Annotated in this window: 15 protein-coding genes; 2 read left to right on the top strand and 13 right to left on the bottom strand. The window is 66.7% G+C overall.

The features are described 5' to 3' along the window. Window positions 1–24 precede the first annotated feature (24 nt). From IRT45_RS28265 to IRT45_RS28230, 8 genes are all read right to left on the bottom strand, one after another. Window positions 25–1071 carry a hypothetical protein gene (locus tag IRT45_RS28265; protein ID WP_194808886.1) on the bottom strand — a complete coding sequence of 349 codons (1047 nt, stop codon included), beginning with the start codon at window positions 1069–1071 and terminating at the stop codon, window positions 25–27. After that, window positions 1068–3143: a hypothetical protein gene (locus IRT45_RS28260; RefSeq protein ID WP_194808885.1), complete on the bottom strand. Its 2076-nt coding sequence runs from the start codon at window positions 3141–3143 to the stop codon at window positions 1068–1070. The genes IRT45_RS28265 and IRT45_RS28260 overlap by 4 nt, the downstream gene beginning before the upstream one ends. 5 nt (window positions 3144–3148) lie before the next feature. Continuing rightward, on the bottom strand, window positions 3149–5131 hold the full coding sequence (locus IRT45_RS28255; RefSeq protein ID WP_194808884.1) for a type VII secretion target: 1983 nt from the start codon (window positions 5129–5131) through the stop codon (window positions 3149–3151). 33 nt (window positions 5132–5164) lie between these two features. Further along, entirely contained in the window at window positions 5165–5551 is a 387-nt protein-coding gene (locus IRT45_RS28250) for a hypothetical protein (protein WP_194808883.1), read from the bottom strand. A gap of 156 nt (window positions 5552–5707) precedes the next feature. Further along, the gene (locus IRT45_RS28245) at window positions 5708–9994 is read right to left on the bottom strand and encodes a bifunctional nitrate reductase/sulfite reductase flavoprotein subunit alpha (RefSeq protein ID WP_194808914.1); all 4287 of its coding nucleotides are present in this window, start codon (window positions 9992–9994) and stop codon (window positions 5708–5710) included. Between the two features lie 149 nt (window positions 9995–10143). Beyond that, window positions 10144–10848 carry a demethylmenaquinone methyltransferase gene (locus IRT45_RS28240; protein WP_194808882.1) on the bottom strand — a complete coding sequence of 235 codons (705 nt, stop codon included), beginning with the start codon at window positions 10846–10848 and terminating at the stop codon, window positions 10144–10146. Between the two features lie 78 nt (window positions 10849–10926). Then, on the bottom strand, window positions 10927–11619 hold the full coding sequence (locus IRT45_RS28235; protein ID WP_194808881.1) for an SGNH/GDSL hydrolase family protein: 693 nt from the start codon (window positions 11617–11619) through the stop codon (window positions 10927–10929). Between the two features lie 11 nt (window positions 11620–11630). Next, on the bottom strand, window positions 11631–13046 hold the full coding sequence (locus tag IRT45_RS28230) for an MFS transporter (protein ID WP_194808880.1): 1416 nt from the start codon (window positions 13044–13046) through the stop codon (window positions 11631–11633). Window positions 13047–13170: 124 nt separating this feature from the next. On the opposite strand from IRT45_RS28230, the gene IRT45_RS28225 reads away from it, so the two are divergent. After that, the gene (locus tag IRT45_RS28225; protein ID WP_194808879.1) at window positions 13171–13800 is read left to right on the top strand and encodes a TetR/AcrR family transcriptional regulator; all 630 of its coding nucleotides are present in this window, start codon (window positions 13171–13173) and stop codon (window positions 13798–13800) included. 55 nt (window positions 13801–13855) lie between these two features. Here IRT45_RS28225 and IRT45_RS28220 read toward each other — a convergent pair whose 3' ends face one another. Both IRT45_RS28220 and IRT45_RS28215 read right to left on the bottom strand, forming a co-directional pair. Further along, window positions 13856–14995, bottom strand: a complete 1140-nt coding sequence (locus IRT45_RS28220; protein ID WP_309241184.1) for a glycosyltransferase family 1 protein — start codon at window positions 14993–14995, stop codon at window positions 13856–13858. Between the two features lie 74 nt (window positions 14996–15069). Then, entirely contained in the window at window positions 15070–15546 is a 477-nt protein-coding gene (locus tag IRT45_RS28215) for a DUF3592 domain-containing protein (protein WP_245660798.1), read from the bottom strand. A 40-nt stretch (window positions 15547–15586) separates the two neighbouring features. Between IRT45_RS28215 and IRT45_RS28210 the strand changes: the two genes are divergently transcribed. Continuing rightward, on the top strand, window positions 15587–16093 hold the full coding sequence (locus tag IRT45_RS28210; protein WP_194808878.1) for a DUF2505 domain-containing protein: 507 nt from the start codon (window positions 15587–15589) through the stop codon (window positions 16091–16093). 52 nt (window positions 16094–16145) lie between these two features. Here the strand turns inward: IRT45_RS28210 and IRT45_RS28205 are convergent, their stop codons facing one another. The 3 genes from IRT45_RS28205 to IRT45_RS28195 all read right to left on the bottom strand — a co-directional run bounded on the left by IRT45_RS28205 (window position 16146) and on the right by IRT45_RS28195 (window position 18431). Next, complete coding sequence (locus IRT45_RS28205; protein WP_036505891.1) at window positions 16146–16595, bottom strand: VOC family protein; 450 nt, start codon at window positions 16593–16595, stop codon at window positions 16146–16148. Window positions 16596–16604: 9 nt separating this feature from the next. Next, on the bottom strand, window positions 16605–17066 hold the full coding sequence (locus IRT45_RS28200) for a helix-turn-helix transcriptional regulator (protein WP_194808912.1): 462 nt from the start codon (window positions 17064–17066) through the stop codon (window positions 16605–16607). 84 nt (window positions 17067–17150) lie between these two features. Then, complete coding sequence (locus tag IRT45_RS28195; protein ID WP_194808877.1) at window positions 17151–18431, bottom strand: geranylgeranyl reductase family protein; 1281 nt, start codon at window positions 18429–18431, stop codon at window positions 17151–17153. Window positions 18432–18613: the final 182 nt, after the last annotated feature.

The raw sequence follows: 18613 nt of genomic DNA, 5'->3' as shown, positions 1-18613 counted from the left end.
GATCGGCACTCGCCGAAAGCCTCTTCACCGGCCGGGATTGTCGGCATCCCAGGTCGGGGTTCCGTACACATTGAGCTTATCGATGCCGTCAGCGGCCGAAAAGCCGAGACCGAAAGCCGTGTAACGCCAATTCGCTCCCTGGGATTTCGCGACGTGGGAAAGCGCATCGACGGCACACGTGCTGCCGTGGTGCCGGGACGCCAATTCATACACGAGCGGGGCGAGATCGTCATCTCGCCCGGCGGTGACGGAAAGAGTGAGCGACTCGGTTCCACTGCTGTCCCGCGAACAGCAGACGAAAAAGTCATGATTGTGCAGACCGGCCGGATCGACGCCGCACCGGACCAGTTCGGACAACACCTCCCAGGCCGGCTCGCCGAAGTACCGGACCAGCTTCATCGGCACGGCGGTGTCTTGGGAGCGGGACGACAGGTAGAACTTGTGGCTGATACCTCCGCCCTCATCAACTTCGATCGCAGCGATGCCGTAACGGAAATGCTCGTCGTTCGCGGGGACCGATACCAGTTCGTGGAAGCCCGGCAAGACGCTGTAGAGCCTTTCCAAAGTCTTGGGCACCATCGGGGGCGTGCCGTACACCTTGAGCCGATTGAGCTGACTGGGCGCCGCCGAATGGTGGACGATACCCGTCCAGGTGGCGGAACGTTGCCGCCGCGAGACGTGCGCTGGATCCGGGTACAACGTCGTCACGAAGGAGCACAGCACGTCCGCGGCTTTCCGCCCGCCGTTCGGTAGCCAGTCCACAAGATCTCGGATCGCGGCCAGTTGGACGTCGATCCGGGAGGTGAACACCGCCTCGTCCGTCCCGGCTTCCGTGAGGTATCGAATCGCGGGCGTGTACCGTCCCCGACCACCTGCCACGCTCACCTCGAACGGGGTTCCGGTGATAGTCAGCCCGCTTGCCCGACGGCCGTCCGGCATCCGCGTCGCCAGCCGTCCTCCGCACGCCCGCGCGAAGACGGCGCGGATGGTCGCCGGATCACATCCGAGGTTCAGGCGCTCAGCCACGTCGACGAGATAATTCCCGGCGGCCGCAGCAGTCGCCTCGGTCACGTTTCGGTAGTCGACGTGGCGCCACTCGGCGGCGCTGCGGGTGCCGAGAAGGCCGCGGCCTGCGCATTCGAATTCCCTTGCGCCTGTTGCCCGTTGTTCGATCCCGCCCCATCGGGATGGAAGAATGTGAAGTCCTGATTCGGGTCCTTGACGTTCAGCGGCCTCAACTGACCGTCGACAATCATGTAGGCATTGTCCGGGCCCTCCCGGACGATAACCGCGCTGCCGCCATTCCAGCGGACGATGTCACCGGTGTGCGCCGCAGACGGATCGATTTGCGTCTCTTGACCGCGCAATGTCCCATAGGCGGCGTCGGCGTTGCTGCCATTCGGGTTGTTCAGTTCTTTGTTCACAACGTCCGCGACCGCCGACGGGACCACCTGGTTGCTTCCGTCCGGCAGCTTCATATCGACATTCGAGTGCGTAGGCACGGGTCCGGCGGCCGGTGTCGCGGATATGGGCGACACATGACCCGGATTAGCCGCCGTCTGCTGGGCCGTGCCAGGGAAATTGAGCATGGGGTTGGAGCTCGCCACCGCGGGTGCCGCCTGTCGCGCGGAACCGCTGTCACCTGAAGCGGACCGACCGTCCATCTGTGTGAAAGGATTGGTCTGGTTCGCCGATGCCGGATTCATCATCGGGTTCGTCATGGGGTTCAGCATCGGATTCGTCATGGCGTTGCCCAGCGGATTCGTCATCGGATTCAATGCCTGAGTCAACGGATTCGACGACTGTGCCGCGGGGGTGGCACCACTGGCTGCGTCGCTATTGGTGATATCGGCGATAGCCTGCTGAATAGCCGATGCGGGGTCAGTCTTTCCGCCGGTGTCGGTCGATTGCTGGTCGCCACCGGTGAGGTCGGTCTGGGTGGGATCGGTCGACGTCGAATCGGTACCCGCGGTTGGATCCCCCGCGCCCCCAATATCCTGCGGGAACAGGTCCTTGAAGTCTTGCGGGGTGGGGTTGGCATCAGCCGCTGCGGGCGTCGGCGTCGGTGTGGGAGTTGGCGTGGGGGTGGGTGTGGGAGTCGGCGTGGGAGCAGGCTTCGGCTTCGGCTTGGGTTTACCGCCGTCGCCGTCGTCGCCGTCTACATCCTTGGCCTTCTTCTGGAAGTAATCCACCGCTTCCTGGTAGTGCTTGTCCCACTCCGCCCCGGCATCGTCAATCGCCTTGACGTAGTATTTCTGTTCCGCTTCGGGAGACAGATAGAAATCTCCGGCTTTTTCGTAGACTTGGCCGGTCTTGTCGTCTTTGACGTCCGCAGCGGCTTTGACGAACTTGATGGGCTCTTGTTTCGACGGCCCCCCGGGGCCATACATAACGGTGACTGTGTCCCCGTCTCGCGTCGTTGCACCCTGGGTAAGATCGACCGCGAGGGCGCTCTTCAGCGTCTGATAAACGGTGTCGAGGTTTTTATAGACGTCCAAGTTCTTCACCTTCGCGTCGAATGTGCTCGCTTTGACGTCGCCTTCTTTGGTTTCGAAGACCTGCTGCCGCTTGTCCAGTTCGGTCTTCAGATCGATGTGGTCATTTCTGACGTGTCCCCAACCGTCGGCACCCACGAGCTCGGTGTCGAGGACATTGGCTGTGCCGGGCGAGTCCTGCGGTTTTCGACTGCCGAGGGTGTCGAAACCCCATTGCATGGTCGATCGCATGTCGGAAACCAGCTGGATCAGCTGGGCGGAGGCACCGTGCGGGGGGTGTAGTTCAACCGGGATGAAGTGATCGCCTTCGGGTGGCGCGCCCCATTTTTGGGTTCCGAATGTCGGCTTGTCGGCATCCTTTTCGCGTTGCTTTTTCCCATCGACGACGGTATCCGTCTTACCGTTCCCAAGTGCAATGTATAGGTCCTTGTACTTGGTCTGAAGGCTAGAGCTCGTATCCTCGTGGAGGTCATCCTTCAGCCACTGGGGCATTTTGTCCCAGACTTTTGTAAAATCAGACGAGCTCAGCTGGTCGAGAATCTTCAGAGAGTCTTCCGCTTCGCTATCGGTGAAGTGTGGATCGAAAACCCAGCCACGCTCGTCATGTTTTTTGATCTTGTTGTAAGCGTCATCTACAGTATCGCCCACCAGAGTTACCTCCGCTCATTCGCGACCGGCCGGCCCGTCGATACTTCCCACGCTGTAGAGGGGACCGGAACCCCCTCGGTGGTCGCACGCAACGGATCCGCAAGTACAGAACCGGCGGGACGGCGGGTGTCAGCCTCGATACGAGGTAGTGCCCTGCCGCCGGGCGCCGAGACATCCGCATCGATCCCGACAGCCGAGGACAACCGCGGATGATCGACTATCTGACCATGGGCATACAACACATCCCGCAACATCTGCTTGTTCGCAGCATTGCAGCCGATCAACAGAAGGATTTCGTCGGCACGACGTTGAAAGACCGTTCGTCGTAAGGCTTCTGCTCCGGGCAGATCGAGCCGCCCGCGACCGAGTGTGATCGTAGATGTGTCGACCGACACCGAACGCAGCGGATACGCGGCTTTGTCGTACTCGGCGCGCAGCTGATCCCACCAACCTTCCGGGATCGAGCTGTTCGACTGCAATGCTGCGATGATCTGCCGCCGCATCGCATGTTGCCCATCACCGAAGACACCGCCTCGGCCGCCGCTTCGGGCGAGCAATTCGTCGGCTGCTCGCGCCAATTGAAGACAAACCGTCCATATGTCCTGTTGCGCAACGGCTTCGGCTTGATGTTGGGCGCGATCGGAACCGGCTGATCCGAGCCGATCGACCAGCCCTTCTCTTGGCCTGGAGAAATCCACCTCGGCCTCCGCGGCCGTTACGTTTTCTTCGAACGCCACCTCTGCCCGCAACGCGATACGGAGTTCGTCCGAGATCCGTCCGGATGCTGCCAATGCGGTGATCACAGATCGACGCCGACGACCTGCTCGCAGACCGAATTCTGCCAGGATCCGGGCAGGATCAGCGATACCTTCGTAGGTCGAAATCGCTTCCATTCCCGCTGTACCGAGAACCGAATCCCACCGCCATGGAACGACTATCTCCGACGGGATGAACAACCCTGGCGGCAACCATCCTCGTCCCTCGCTGGAGGTCAGCAGAATCATCGGACCGTCGGGCCTTCGCAGTATTCCCACCGCCCAGCCGAGGCCCTGCTGTGACGGCCCAACGGCCGCGAGAACCCCGGCGAGTACGGTGCGCGCGAGCGACAAGTCGTCGTCGACTGTCGCGCCGACCACCAGTGGAGGGCGTCCCCGCGCCACGTCGACATTGCCGAGCGCGGCCGTCAGCGGGCCGATCCGTAAGGCCGTGGGCACCGCAGCGGAAATGCCGGCTCCCACCATAGGCGTCGTCGCCGAGCCCGCGACGGGGGACTCCGGTACCCCGACGCTCGGCGGGGTACCTTCCACACCGGGTGCGCTTTCCGGCGATGCGCCGGACGCCGCAGGAAGCGCGGCGGCCGGGTCGCCGGTGAGGGCTTCGGAATCAGCCCGAGACAGCGGTGTCGCCTCGGATGTCGCTACCGTCGCCGACCCGGCGCCGGGAGGGATCGCATAGGTAGTGTGCGGCGCCGCGTGGGCTACCGCGGACGACGCTCCTGGATCGGACGAACCGACTCCGCTGGGCGCGGCCGAAGCAGGATGAGTGACCGGCGCACGATGGGCTCCCGAACCGGGGACTGTTTCGTGAGTGGTCGGCATGTCCGGACGGGTGTGACCTCGCGCCCTCGATTCTCCGGGACCGACAGGTCCGGCAGGGTCCGTACCGCCCGGCGCCGGATTCTCCCCGGCGTGCGTTATCTGCCTGCCCCCGGCCCCATCACCATTCTCCAGCGCCGCTGCGGCCGCGAGCAATTGGTCGCGAGTGTTTTCATGAGCCTTCGCGTGGCGCTCGGCGTTGTCGTGGCGGCGCTGGTAGTAGTCGTGGAGCGCACCGTGTAGCTGGTCGGCTATGCTTCCGTAGCCCGAAGGAAACTCCTCGAGCCATTCTTTCGGAATCTTCCCCCATCTACGGAGTTCGTCGGCACGCTGCTGGTGTTGGGCCGCCATTTTGCGGAGTTGGTCCGGCTCGATATCCAGATAGTCGGGCATCCTCCGCCATTCCTCCCGCCAGACATCTCGTGTTCATTCTCCTGGCTTCTCAAAGTTGGGAAGCGCCTCCCGATCGGACGAGGCCCGCCATTCGCGTACTGCCTCCTCGAGTGGCCGGGGGAGGTTCGCACGATCATTCATGGCGATTCGGTACTGCCTCTTCGCATCCTCGGTGCTTTCTGTGATTGCGGCCATGATGTCTGTGACCAGCTCGTCGCTGTCGAACCGATCACACGTTCCCGGCGCCAGGTACAGATCGGTCAAGCGGCCCATTACATCGACCTCGGGGATGACCAGGCCGCTGGGTGAGGGGCGACGTGCCACTATCGCCTCCGAGCGCTCACGCACGGTTGCCACGCGGTGGCGTAGCTCGCGCATCATGGCGAGGGCGACGCGCACATCGGGATGTATCTCTCTCATCAGACCTCACTCACTGTCCGATGTGAAATTGTGGCGGTCGGACTCGAAGCGATCCGCACCCGACTTCCCAATGATGGGAACAGGCGTGCCCGGCGGGCGGCGGTGCTGAGCGGAACGGGCCGACCCGCCTCTGCCGCCGCACCCGCGTAGCGCACCTCAGTACACGTCGCGCACATACCGTTTCTGCGCGGTCAGCTGCTTCTTGAACGCCAGCGCCGCATCCTCATCGAGATTGCCGTGGATGCGGGCGATCTTCAGCAGGGCGTCGTCGACGTCGCGGGCCATGCGGGCGGCGTCACCGCAGACGTACAGGTGAGCGCCGTCGCGCAGCCACGCCCACAGCTCGGCGCCGTGTTCGATCATGCGGTGCTGCACGTAGATCCGCTCGCGCTGATCTCGCGAGAAGGCGAGGTCGAGCCGGGTGAGGAAGCCCGAGCGGAACATGTCCTCGAGTTCGGTGCGGTAGTAGAAGTGGTCCTGGGCGTGTTGATCGCCGAAGAACAACCAGTTGCGCCCGCGGCATCCGAGCGCGCGGCGTTCGTGCAGGAAGCCGCGGAACGGCGCGATGCCGGTGCCCGGGCCGACCATGATCATCGGCGCGTTCGGGTCCAGCGGCGGCCGGAAATGCGGTGCGCGCTGCAGGAATACGGGTACACCGCCGGTCTCGTCACGATCGGCGAGGAAGGTGGAACACACCCCGCCGCGCGGGTCGTCGGCGGCGCCGTAGCGCACGACGCCGACGGTGAGCTGCACCTCGCGCGGACTCACCAGCGGGCTCGACGAAATCGAATACTGCCGCGGCTGCAGCTTTTTCAGCACCGCGAGCCATTCCACCAGATCGGCCCGTACGGGAAAGTCGCGCAGAACGTCGACCGCGTGGCGATCCCACAGATAGCGGTCCAGTTCGTTGCGGTTGTCGCGGCGCAGCAGCTTCGCCAACTGCTGACTGGGATTGTGGGTGGCGACGAAGGACAACAGATCGCCACTGATCTTGGTGATGTCGAAATGTGTGCGCAGTGCCGATTCCAGCGGCACGTCGCGCCCGTCGATCTCGACCGGCCGGGCACCGTCGAGTCCGGTCGCCGCCAGCCAATTCCGCACGGCGGCAGTGTGGTTCGCGGGCCACACCCCGAGACTGTCGCCGACCTCGTAGCCGGCCTCCTGACCGCTCAGGTCGAATCCGAACTGCCGTACCTCCTTACCGGAGCCGGGGCGCGACAGCAGTTCGTTGCGAATCAGTGGAGCCAGCACCGGGGCGTTGCGCGTGAACGGCGCGGGGACCGATCGCGTGGTGCCCGCGGGTGCGGCGGTGCGGGCCTCGACGCGATCGAGTACCCGGACGCCGAGCCCCGCGGGCGCGCCGGCACGACCGGCGTCGGCGGACGTACCCACATCCTCGCCGCCGCGGGGCGTGGCGGACCCACCACTACCGCTGGGTGTGCCCGCACCGTGGTCGTCGGTGGGCGCATTCCCGGGACCGTCGCCCAGAGCAGCCAGGACCGCGGTGATCCACTGCTGCGACGAATCCTCGTGGTCCGGTTCGCTGTCGACGCGATCCAGCAGCCGGACACCGCCCCGTTCGGACAGCAGCCGATCCACCTTGCGGCCGTAGCCACAGAAATCGTCGTAGGAGGAGTCGCCGAGGGCGAAGATCCCGTACCGCAGGCCGTGGAAGCGAGTACCGCTGTCCTGCAGCCGTTCCCAGAAGTCGGCGGCGTTGTCCGGTGGACCGCCGTCACCGAAGGTGCTGGTGACGAGCAGGACGTCACCGGTCAGTTCCGGCAGTTCACACGCGTTCATCTCGACCAGCCGGGGCGCGTGCCCGTGCTCGGCGAGGGCCGCCGCCACCTCCGCCGCCAATTCTTCGGCGGTACCGGTCTGGGAAGCCCACAGCACGGTCACCGGCCGTCGTTGCGGGGCGGACGGAGGCGACGAGAGGGCTGCCGTTGTGGCGCCGGGCGGGGAGTCCGCGGCCCGCGAGTACATCCCCGCCAGCAGCCCGTCGATCCACCAGCGGCTGCGGTCGGACAACGGCGCCGATTCCGGGAGGACGGGCTGCCCCTGGACCGGAAGCGATTGCAGCGCGGCCAGATACCCGCCCAGATAAATGCGTTCCGCTTCGCTGAGCATGGGCGCGGGCGCCGAATCGAGTCCCAGCATGGCGGCTAGCGGATGCGATACGGGTGCGTCACCGGCTACGAACCGGCTGCCGCCCGCGGCGTCGACACGGTGGTTCGGTTCGGTGCCTCCGGGGTTGTCCTCATCGATGTCGTCGCGGGTGTCCTGAGCGGGCCCGACGCGGCGCAGCGTCACCGCGCACGCCTTGAACTCCGGTTGCAGCGAATCCGCATCGACGGCGTCGTTGGTCACGGCATTGATGGTCAGATATTCCCCCTGTTCGTCGTTCCAGTGGAACGGTGCGAAACACGCGCCCGGTCGCACCCGATCGGTGACCTGCACGGGCAGCACCGCTCGGCCACGGCGAGAAGCGATTTCGATCTGATCGCCGGGGCGCACACCGAGCGTGCGCGCATCGTCGGGATGCACGTCGAGAAACGGCGCCGGATTCAATCTGTTCAGCTTCGCGACCCGGCCGGTTTTGGTCATGGTGTGCCATTGATGTTGAACGCGACCGGTATTCAGGACGAAGGGATAGTCGTCGTCGGGCATTTCGGCGGCGGCCATATGCGGCCGGGACCAGAACACGGCCCGGCCGCTCGCGGTGGGGAAGACCAGCGCGCCCGTATCGCCGGTGCGATAGCGAATCGGGTTGCGCCGCTGCGCTGAATCGGCGCAGGGCCACTGCATCGGGCCCTCACGCAGTGCGGCGTAACTCATTCCGCTCAGGTCGTATCCGGTCGCAGGATTCGCGAAGCAGCGGATCTCGTCGAAAATTTCGGCGCTGGAAGCGTATTCGAATCCCTCGAATCCCATCGCCGTCGCGATCCGCGCGATCCACTCCCAATCCGGCAGCGCCGCGCCGAGCGGCTTCACCGAATGCCGCAACAATGTGACATTGCGTTCGGAATTGACCATCACGCCGTCGGCTTCGGCCCACAGCGCCGCCGGCAGCAGCAGATCGGCATAGGCATTGGTCGCGGTATCGAGATAGGCGTCCTGGGCGATCACCAGTTCCGCCGCCTCCAAACCGGCGATGACGGTTTTGCGATTCGCCACCGACGCCACCGGATTACTGCAGATGATCCAGCACGCCTTGATCCGGCCGTCGGCCAATTCCCGGAACATGTCGATCGTGCCGCGCCCGGTTTCGGCGCGAATGGTGCCGGCGGGCAACTGCCACGCGGTTTCGACGAAGCGTCGGTCGGCGTCGACGAGGGCGCTGCGCTGGCCGGGCAAACCGGGGCCCATATAGCCCATTTCGCGCCCGCCCATGGCATTCGGCTGCCCGGTCAGCGAGAACGGGCCGCTGCCGGGCCGGCAGATGGCGCCGGTGGCCAGATGCAGATTGCAGACGGCATTGGTGTTCCACGTGCCGTGCGTGGACTGATTGAGTCCCATCGTCCACAGCGTCATCCATTCACCGGCCGCGCCGATCCACGCGGCGGCGGTGCGAATATCGTCCTCGGCGAGTCCGGTGATCTCGGCGACGCGGGCCGGTGGATAGTCGGCGAGGAATTGCGGCATCGCCTCCCAGCCCTCGGTGTGGGCGGCGATGAATTCGGCGTCGATATCACCGTTGTCGACCAGCAGGTGCAGCAATCCGTTCAGCAATGCCAGATCCGTGCCGGGCTTGATCTGCAGGAAGAGGTCGGCCCGGGCGGCGGTGTCGGTGCGCCGCGGATCCACCACGATCAGTCTGGCGCCGGCCTTGAGCCGATCGGCCATGCGCAGGAACAGAATCGGATGACAGTCGGCCATATTCGACCCGATCACGAAGAACAGGTCGGCGCGGTCCAGGTCGTCGTAGGAACCCGGCGGGCCGTCGGCGCCCAGCGATTGTTTGTATCCGGTGCCGGCGCTGGCCATGCACAGCCGCGAATTGGACTCGATGTTCACCGTGCGCAGATAGCCCTTGGCCAGTTTGTTCGCCAGATACTGCGCTTCGAGTGTCATCTGCCCGGAGACGTAGAGCGCGACGGCATCGGGCCCGTATTCGTCGACGATCGCGCGCAACCGCTGCGCCGCCTGCTTCACAGCCTCCTCCACCGCGAGTTCGACCGGTTCCTGCCCGCGCCGGGGCCGGTGCAGGGCCGTGGTCATACGTCCGGGGGCGCGCATCAATTCCAGGTGGGTGGCGCCCTTGGTGCACAGCCGTCCGGCATTGACCGGATGCAGTTTGTCCCCACTCACCTTCGCGATGACCGGGGCGCCGGCCGCATCGCGCTCGGTCCGCACCGTGATGCCGCAGCCCACGCCGCAGTAGGAGCACGCGGTCCGGACGGTGCTCGTGGAGTTCTCGGCGCTCGACACATCCCCGATGATGGCGAGCTGCCGTTGCGACGGATTTACCGAACGTTATCGGCAGATGACGAAAATTCTCACCTGAGCGGTGCGGCCGCGGTGAGATTTCCGGTTCGCGCCCGGTCGGGCACCGTTTCCACCGGCGGTCCGGCCGTGCGCGGTGAGCTACTTCACCCCAGTTTGTAACCGCGATGCAGGGCGACGATGCCGCCGGTCAGATTCCGCCACTGCACCGACGACCAGCCGGCGTCGGAGATTCGCATCGCCAGCTGTCGCTGGTTGGGCCAGGCCCGGATCGATTCGGCCAGGTAGACGTAGGCGTCCGGATTGCTGCTGACGGCCTCGGCGACCTTCGGCAGCACCTTCATCAGGTATTCCATGTAGATCGTGCGGAACGGCCCGAAGACCGGGGTGGAGAACTCCGCCACGACCAGGCGTCCGCCCGGTTTGGTGACGCGCAGCATTTCGCGCAGGGCGGCGTCCGGTTCGGAGACGTTGCGCAGGCCGTAGGAGATCGCGACCGCGTCGAAGGAGTCGTCGGCGAACGGCAGGGCGGTGGCGTCACCGTTCACCATCGGAACCCTCCGGAACCGCCCCGCCTCCAACATGCCCTTGGAGAAGTCCAGGGCCAGGCACCAGGCGCCCGACTTCGCGAATTCGGCGGTGGAGACGCCGGTTCCGGCCGCCAGATCCAGCAACCGTTCCCCGGGCCGCAGGGCCAGCGCGCGGCGGGTGGCCCAGCGCCAATAGCGGTCCTGTCCGCCGGTAAGCACCGTGTTGGTCAGGTCGTACCGCTTCGCGACCCCGTCGAACATGGATGCGACCTCATGCGGTTGCTTGTCCAACGAGGCCCGAAACGACTCTGTCTTCGCCACGGAAGTGACCCTAGCGCCCGGCGCCCGGGGCGGGGACGCGGGCCGGTGCGCGATCACGGGCTGGATTGGGCGCCTGCGCTATTCGCTCCGCCGGCTCGACAACGCGTAGGCCAGATGTTTGACCATCTCGGTCGCCAGCACCGCCTGACCGGAGGTCGAGAAGTGGATGCGATCCGCGCTGAGCAGGTTGTCGCGAGCGTTGATCGGGTGATCCCACATGTCGACGACGACCGCTCCGTAGTCGGCGGCGATCCGGCGCGTGAGGTCGTTCATGGCGCGAATTCGCTCGGGCCAGTCCGGAAACGCCGGTACGACATAGGCGCTTGCGAGAGTGAAGGTCGTCAGCAGGGCGCCGGTGCCCGCCGCGGCGTCGTACATTCGACGCATCGCTGTGTCGATCTCGTCGAAGTCGGGATCGCGCCGCGTGATGTCGTTCGGACCGCACGGCAGATGCAGCAGGTCCGGACGGAAGTCCAGGATGCGGTCGAGTTGGTGGGCCGAGGTCTGCGCCGTGGTGGCCCCGACCTTCGCGGTGCAGAGATAGCGCAGGTCCGGGTGTACCCGCCGCAGTGTTTTCACGAGTCGCTCGGGCCAGCCCGCGTTCGAGTAGCCCGGCGTGGGATCGCCGACGCCGGCCGACAAACTGTCGCCGGCCACGGCGAATCGTCGCCACGGCGCGTCGAACAGCAATGCGGCCGCGGTGGTCTCGGACAGGCAGAGCGGATCGGACTCCTCGGGCGTGGCCGCGGAGGTGATCGAGGGATTCGACATGATGACCTGCCTCATCGCGATCGACGGGTACGAGGCGTGATACCGAATGCCGTTGCCGCGCCGACGACGGCTACGACCGCGATGAACAGCCAGCCGTGCCGGAAAGCGGTCACCATCCGGTCGGTCGTGTCCAGCGATCCGAGGAGCGCGATCAGCACCGCGACGCCCAGGACGTAGCCGAGTTGGCGGGCGGTGTTCACCACGGCGCTGCCGGTGGCCGACCGCTCCGGCGGCAGATCGACGGCGGCGGAGGCGATCATCGTGGGCAGCGCGAGACCGATGCCGATGCCGGAGATCGCCCACCCCGGCAGAACCGCGCTCGCGTACTGCACCGGAGTGGTAGCCGTGAACAGCACGAGCAGGACACCGGCCGCGAACAGCGCATTGCCCAGGGCCACAACGACACCCGCCGGTATTCGCCGGATCAGTCGCTGGCTGACGGCGGCGAAGATCGGCACCATGATCGGGCCCGGGACGATGGCGAGCCCGGTTTCGAACGTGCCGTAGTGGGCCGCGTTCTCGAGCCACAGGGTGATGCTCAGGAACCACGCGCCGAATGCCGTGCAGAAGGCCAGCACGGTGGCGTTGGCCCAGGCGAACGTCGGCACCCGGAACAGGTCCGGCGGCACCACCGGATCCGGATGCCGGCGCATCCGCACCACGAACAGGACCGCGCCGAGCACCGCCACTGCCGATGCCGCCCACGTCGCGCCGCCGGTCCACGCATCGCTTTCGACCAGCGCCAGCGACAGCGCCCCGAGCGCCACGATCAACGCCACCACCCCGAGCAGATCGGGCACGCGGGCGGAGGTGCGTTGCCCGAGATTCGGCACCAGCCATACGGCCGCGAGTCCGGTCACCACACCCACGGGCAGATTGATCAGGAAGACCCAGCGCCAGGAGATCTCCACCAGCGCGCCGCCGACCACCGGGCCGCAGGCCGCGGCGAACGAACTCGTCGTAGCCCAGATCTTCACCGCGCCCGGCACCCGCGCCTGCGGCAGCACCGTGAGCAGCAACCCCAGGCCGGCCGGCGTCAGGGCCGCGGCGCCCACCGCCTGCAGCAGCCGGAACGCCACCAGCGCCCACAGCGTCGGAGCCGCGGCACAGGCCACGCTCGCCGCGGTGAAAAGGCCGAGCCCGGAAAGGAATCCGGCCTTGCGGCCGAACCGATCCGAGAATCGGCCCGCCGGAATCAACAGGGCCGCGTAGACGATCGCGTAGCCGTTGAGCACCCAGCTCACATCGGCCGCCGAGGATCCCCGGTAGGACTCGCCGATCTTCGTGAAGGCCACGTTCACCACGAAGACGTCGAGCATCGCCACGAATGCGGCCGAGCACAGGATCCATACGATCGCCGTCGACCGGTCCCGCACCGGCGTGGATTCGTCCGCGGTCACGGACTGTTCGGCTGTTACGCCATCCATCGAGCACCCCTTCTTGTCGCCACCGGCTGTGCCGTCGCGCGCCGATGTGATCGAAAGAATACGGTCGACCGTATGCTTACTGCAATAGTCGATTCGCCGTGATTGGTGACATACGATCGACCGTATGGTCGTATCCGGGGAGCGTGAGACAGCGGAAAGCGCCGATCAGCGCCTACGCCGCGGTGCGCGATCGCGCCGTGCGGTGACCCGCCGCGCCATCGAGATCGCCTCGGTGGACGGACTCGACGGGCTGAGTTTCGGGCGGTTGGCCGAGGATCTCGAGGTCAGCAAGGCCGGCATCCAGACCCTGTTCCGGACCAAGGAGAAGCTGCAACTCGCGACCGTCGACGCGGCGCGCGACGTGTTCGTGGAGACCGTCGTCGGCCCGGCGCGAGATGCTCCGGCCGGCATCGCGCGGCTTCGCGCCCTCGTCGACCGGTGGATCGACTACGTCGAGCGTCCGGTATTTCCCGGCGGATGCTTCCTGGGCGCGAATCTGCCCATTTTCGACAGCCGACCGGGGCCGGTTCGTGACGCACTGCGCGAGCAGCAGCGCGACTGGGTGGCCGTTCTGGCAACACAGTTCCGCCGCGCGGTCGATGCCGGTGAGATCGCCGACGTGGATCCCGAGACGGCCGGCTTCGAGGTCGCGGCCGTCTTGAATGCCGTCAACGTGGCGCTGCGCCTCGGCGACGACGACAGCGTGGCCATGGCGCGGCGGGTCATCGACCGATTGGTCGGGAAGGCCGCCTGAAGTCCCGGGCCACTCGAAACCGCTGGGCCGCTTCGGATCTGCGATACCGCGGTTTTCAAGCGCTACGGTGCAGTTCTTCCCGGCCGCCGATCACCTCGTGATAGTGCCCCATCAACTCGGTGCAGATCGCGGGCCAGGTGCGGTGCAGCACCGATTTGCGTGCGGCGCCGGCGAATCGGGCTCGAAGATCCGGATCACGCAGCGCCGCAACCGCGCTCGGCAGGAGTTCGGCGAACCGGTCGACCGGCAGCAGATAGCCGTTGCGGCAGTGAGCGATCAGGTCACGGGGGCCGCCGGCGTCGGGGCCGATCACCGGAGTACCGCAGGCAAGCGCCTCCTGCACGCCCTGGCAGAAGGTCTCGTGCTCGCCCGGGTGGACCATCAGATCCAGGCTCGCGTAGGCCTGCGCCAGCTCGGCGCCGCCGAGTTCGCCGGTGAAGACGGCCGTCGGCAGCAGGCGCTGCAGCTGCGCCCGTTCCGGTCCGTCACCGACCACGACCAGCCGGATATCGGGATCGCCGGCCAGCGCGGCGAGACGTTCGACGTGTTTCTCCGGCGCCAGCCGGCCGACGAATCCGACCACCAGCCGGTCGCCGTCCGCCCACCGCGCGTGGAGGCCGGCGTCGCGCGCACCGGGCGTGAACCGCACCGCGTCCACGCCACGCGCCCAGCGGTGCACCCGGGTGATGCCGTGGCGCTCGAGATCCGCCATCGCCGCCGAGGACGGCGCCAGGGTGCGCGCCGCGCGATTGTGGATGCGCCGCGTCCAGGCCCACGCCGCACGCTGTGCGGCCCCCAGCCCGTAACTGGCCGCGAATCCGGCCACGTCGGTCTGGTACACCGCCACGGCGGGCAGATCCAGGCGCAATGCCGCCGCCGCCCCGCCGGCGCCGAGCAGGAACGGTGAGGCCAGATGCACCACATCGGCGTCGAAATCCTCGATCGCCGAGGTCAGCAATGGTTGCGGCAGGCCGACCGGCAACGAGCTGATCCGCGGCACCATGACCGCCGGCACCCGGATCACCGGAAAACGGCCGTACGAGCGCGGCGCCGCGGCCTGCCCGCGAGGAGTGTCCGGGGCGATGACGAGCGCATCGTGTCCGTTGCGGTCCAGGTGGGCCAGGACCTGCAGCACGGAGTTCACGACACCGTTCATATTCGGCAGAAACGATTCGGAGACGATCGCTACACGCACACCTGCAGTGTGCGATGCGCGGCACGCCAGGACACCACACCCATGTGACGGATGTGCGAAGTTCGGGCGAACAGCTAACCGGAGGTGCGCACCGAACGGCGCTCGAAGCGGCGCACCACCCACAGCACCGGCAGCGCCACCACCCACACCACCACGATCACCGAGAGCGCCGGAATGACCGCGACCCGGGCGTCGCGCCCGGCGACCCGGACCAATTCCGGATCGCTGCGGCTGTATTCGACATTGATCCGCTCGCCGGCGGTGAGCTTGGTGGGGTACAGCACCCCCACCTTCGGATTGTGCGTCACACCGTCCGGCGTCACATAGGTGACCGCGGACCGCAACCGGCCCGCCGACAACACTTCCGCGCTGGTCACGCCCTTGTCGGAGCTGATCAGCAGATCGTCGCGCCAGGCCGCCAGCACCAGCAGCACGGCCAGCACGCTCACCGCGGTGGCGATCACCGCGATGGTGATCCGGGTCCGGCGGAGGCGAGGTGAACCGGCCTCGGCTCGGTGCTCGCGCGCAGCAGACTCGGTGGTTTCCGACACCGCACCAGGCTATTGCATGGTTCCGATAGCGTGTGCGCTCATGTCCCGAAACTTCCGCTTCACCGTGTCATACACCGTCCCGGTCGAGGAATTGCACCGGGCGCTCACGAGCGACGAATTCTGGCACGCCCGCTTCGAGGGCGCAGAGACCGCCACCATCGAACTGGCCCACCCGAACGGGCCCGGCACCATCCATCTGCGCATGACCGAGACGGCCCGCCAGGACAAGATCCCGGCCATCGTCCGCAAGGTGCTCAAGGCCGAGCTGGTACTCGAACGCACCGACGACTGGGGCCCGCTGGACGGGAATTCCGCCGCGGGTACGTTCTCCGCCACCTCCTCGGGCATCTCCTCCGAGATGACCGGCAAGTATCTGCTGCGGGCCGCGGGCACGGGCTCCGAACTCGAGGTCACCGGCAGTGTGAAGGTGAAGGTTCCGCTGGTCGGCGGGGCCATCGAGCCGCTGGCCGAACAGTTGCAGCACCGGGTGGTCAACAGCGAACGCAAGTTCGTCGAGAAGTACTTCGCCACCGAATCCGGGGCATAGCCGACAGCGGTGGGTGCGAGCAGCGCAGGCTCGCACCCGTCGCGCGTTCGGCCTACTGCGCCCCCGGACCGAAAGCGCCACCGTCGAATTCGCGTTGTTCGACCAGCACGAGCCAATTGCCGGAGTTGTCGCGCATCACCGCCTCCACGCCGTACGGGCGTTCCGCGGGCGGCTGCACGAATTCGACACCCTTCGCGGTGAGCTCCTCGTAGGCCTTCTGGCAGTCCTCCGTGCGCAAGCCCAGCGCGCCCATGGTGCCGTTGCCGAGGGAGCGGCGGATCGCCTCGGCCATCGTCTCGTCGAGCGGCGGACCCGGAACCATCAGGGTCACCTCGAGTTCGGGGTGATCCGGTTGGGCCACGGTGACCCAGCGGAAACCGTTGTCGCCCATCGAGATATCGGCGGTTTCCACGAAACCCAGCTTGTCGATGTACCACTGCTTGGCGGCGGACTGATCGGTCACATACACCGTGACCAGCGATACGTTGGTGATCGTCGTCATGAGCTCAGGCTATGAGCCCTCGGTGTCCGCCGGCTTCTCCGAAATTGCGCCACCGGGATCGGGCGCCGGCTCCAGCGGTTTCCGGTCGGACAGGCCGTGCATGAACACGTAACACCCCGGAATGCGCGGAACCCCGTCCGCCGCGAATTTCGCCTGATAGGCCGACGGTGTCATCCCGACCAGTTCGGTGAACTTGCGGCTGAACGAGCCCAGGCTGGTGTATCCGACCAGCATGCACGCCTCGGTCACGGTGATGTTGGTGGCGCGCAACAGGTCCTGCGCGCGTTCGATGCGCCGCTCGGCCAGATACAGCGCGGGGGTGCGGCCGTAGGTGGCGGCGAAACAGCGCAGGAAATGATATTTCGAGACCCCCGCGGTCGCGGCCAGTTCGTCCACGTCGAGCGGGCGGGCGTATTCGCGATCGACCAGATCCCGCGCCCGGCGCAGATGCGGAAGCAGATCCTCCGGCACCGAGGGGGTCCGATCGCGGCGCGGACGTGGCCCGCTGCGGTTGTCCACGCTGCCTCCTGTCCGGCCCTCGGCGCCGCGCATCGCTCAGCTGAACGGTGCCGGATCGTCGAAACGCAGCGACGCCCGGCCCGCCGTCCGCCACGCCCGGGCGGTGAGGTCGGCATCCTCCTCGTCGACGAGATTGCCCATCACTCGCACGGCCGTGCGCTGCAGCAGCGCCGAACGCATCACCGGCGGCCCGCCGGTCGGGACCATCTTCGGATGGGTGGCCAGTGCCGCGATCCGGCGGGCCACCGAGAAGGTGCGCCCGTAGCGGGCCCGCAGCAGATCCGGCCACACCGTGGTCAGATCCGGTTCCCCCAGCAGTCCGGACAGCAGGTGACCGCCCTCGAGCCCGTAGTCGATGCCCTCGCCGTTGAGCGGATTCACACATCCGGCGGCATCGCCCACCAGCACCCAGTTGCGGCCCGCGATATTCGACACCGCCCCGCCCATCGGCAGCAGCGCCGAGGCGACGGCCCGCGCCTCGCCCTCGAACTGCCACTCCTGCCGGCGGAGCGAAACATAATGCTGCAGAAGAGGTTTCAGCGCGATATGCGAGGGGCGGCGTTCGGTGGCCAGGGAGCCCACACCGATGTTGACCTCGCCGTTGCCCAGGGGGAACACCCAGCCGTAGCCGGGGACCAGACCGCCCTCGGCATCGCGCAGTTCCAGATGCGACGTGATCCATTCGTCGTCGCTGCGGGCGGAGCGGATGTAGGCGCGGGCGGCCACACCGTAGGCGAAGCGGCGATGCCAGACGCGGCCCAGCAACTTCCCGACCGGCGAACGCACCCCGTCGGCGACGATGAGGATGTCGCAGCGAATGTCGTGCGAACCCGATTCGGTCTGCACGGTGACACCGGTGACCCGATCGTCCGCGCGCGCCACCGCGACCACCCGCACCCCGTCGACCATGCGCGCACCCCACTTGACCGCCGTCTCGCGCAGCTTGTCGTCGAGTTCGGTGCGGGGAACGGCACTTCCGTAGGTGGGGAAGGACCCGCCCGGCCAGGGCAGCAACGCCTCCCGGCCGAATCCGGCCATCCGCAGACCCCGGTTGACGGTATGCGCGCGCAGCCATTCGCCCAGCCCGAGCGCCTCCAGCTCCGCCGTGGCGCGCGGAGTCAATCCGTCGCCGCAGGTCTTGTCCCGGGGAAACACCGCGGCATCGGTGAGCAACACCTCGCGGCCCGCCCGCGCCGCCCAGGCCGCCGCCGCGGACCCGGCCGGTCCCGCGCCGACCACCAGCACCTCGACGTGCTCGGGCAACACCGTGCCACGTTCCCGTTCCGGTGCTGTCGAACCACCGTGAGCTGAACCCATAGCCCAATAGTGGCAGAGGTGCCGCCACCGGCTCGCTCGGGCGGGTTGTGTGCCGAGCGATCGGTACGCCGACGAGGTCGCACTACCCGAAACGATTCGGTCGGTAGTCACACCGCATTTCTGGGTATGCGTTTCGAGGATGGTGCTAGGACTCCGGTTTCGGCCCGCCTCGATTGTGGACC

Source organism: Nocardia sp. BSTN01 (assembly GCF_015354405.1).
Classification (GTDB): Bacteria; Actinomycetota; Actinomycetes; order Mycobacteriales; family Mycobacteriaceae; genus Nocardia.
The sequence above is the reverse complement of the archived record's forward strand: the minus strand, read 5'-3'. Positions and strand labels throughout refer to the sequence as shown.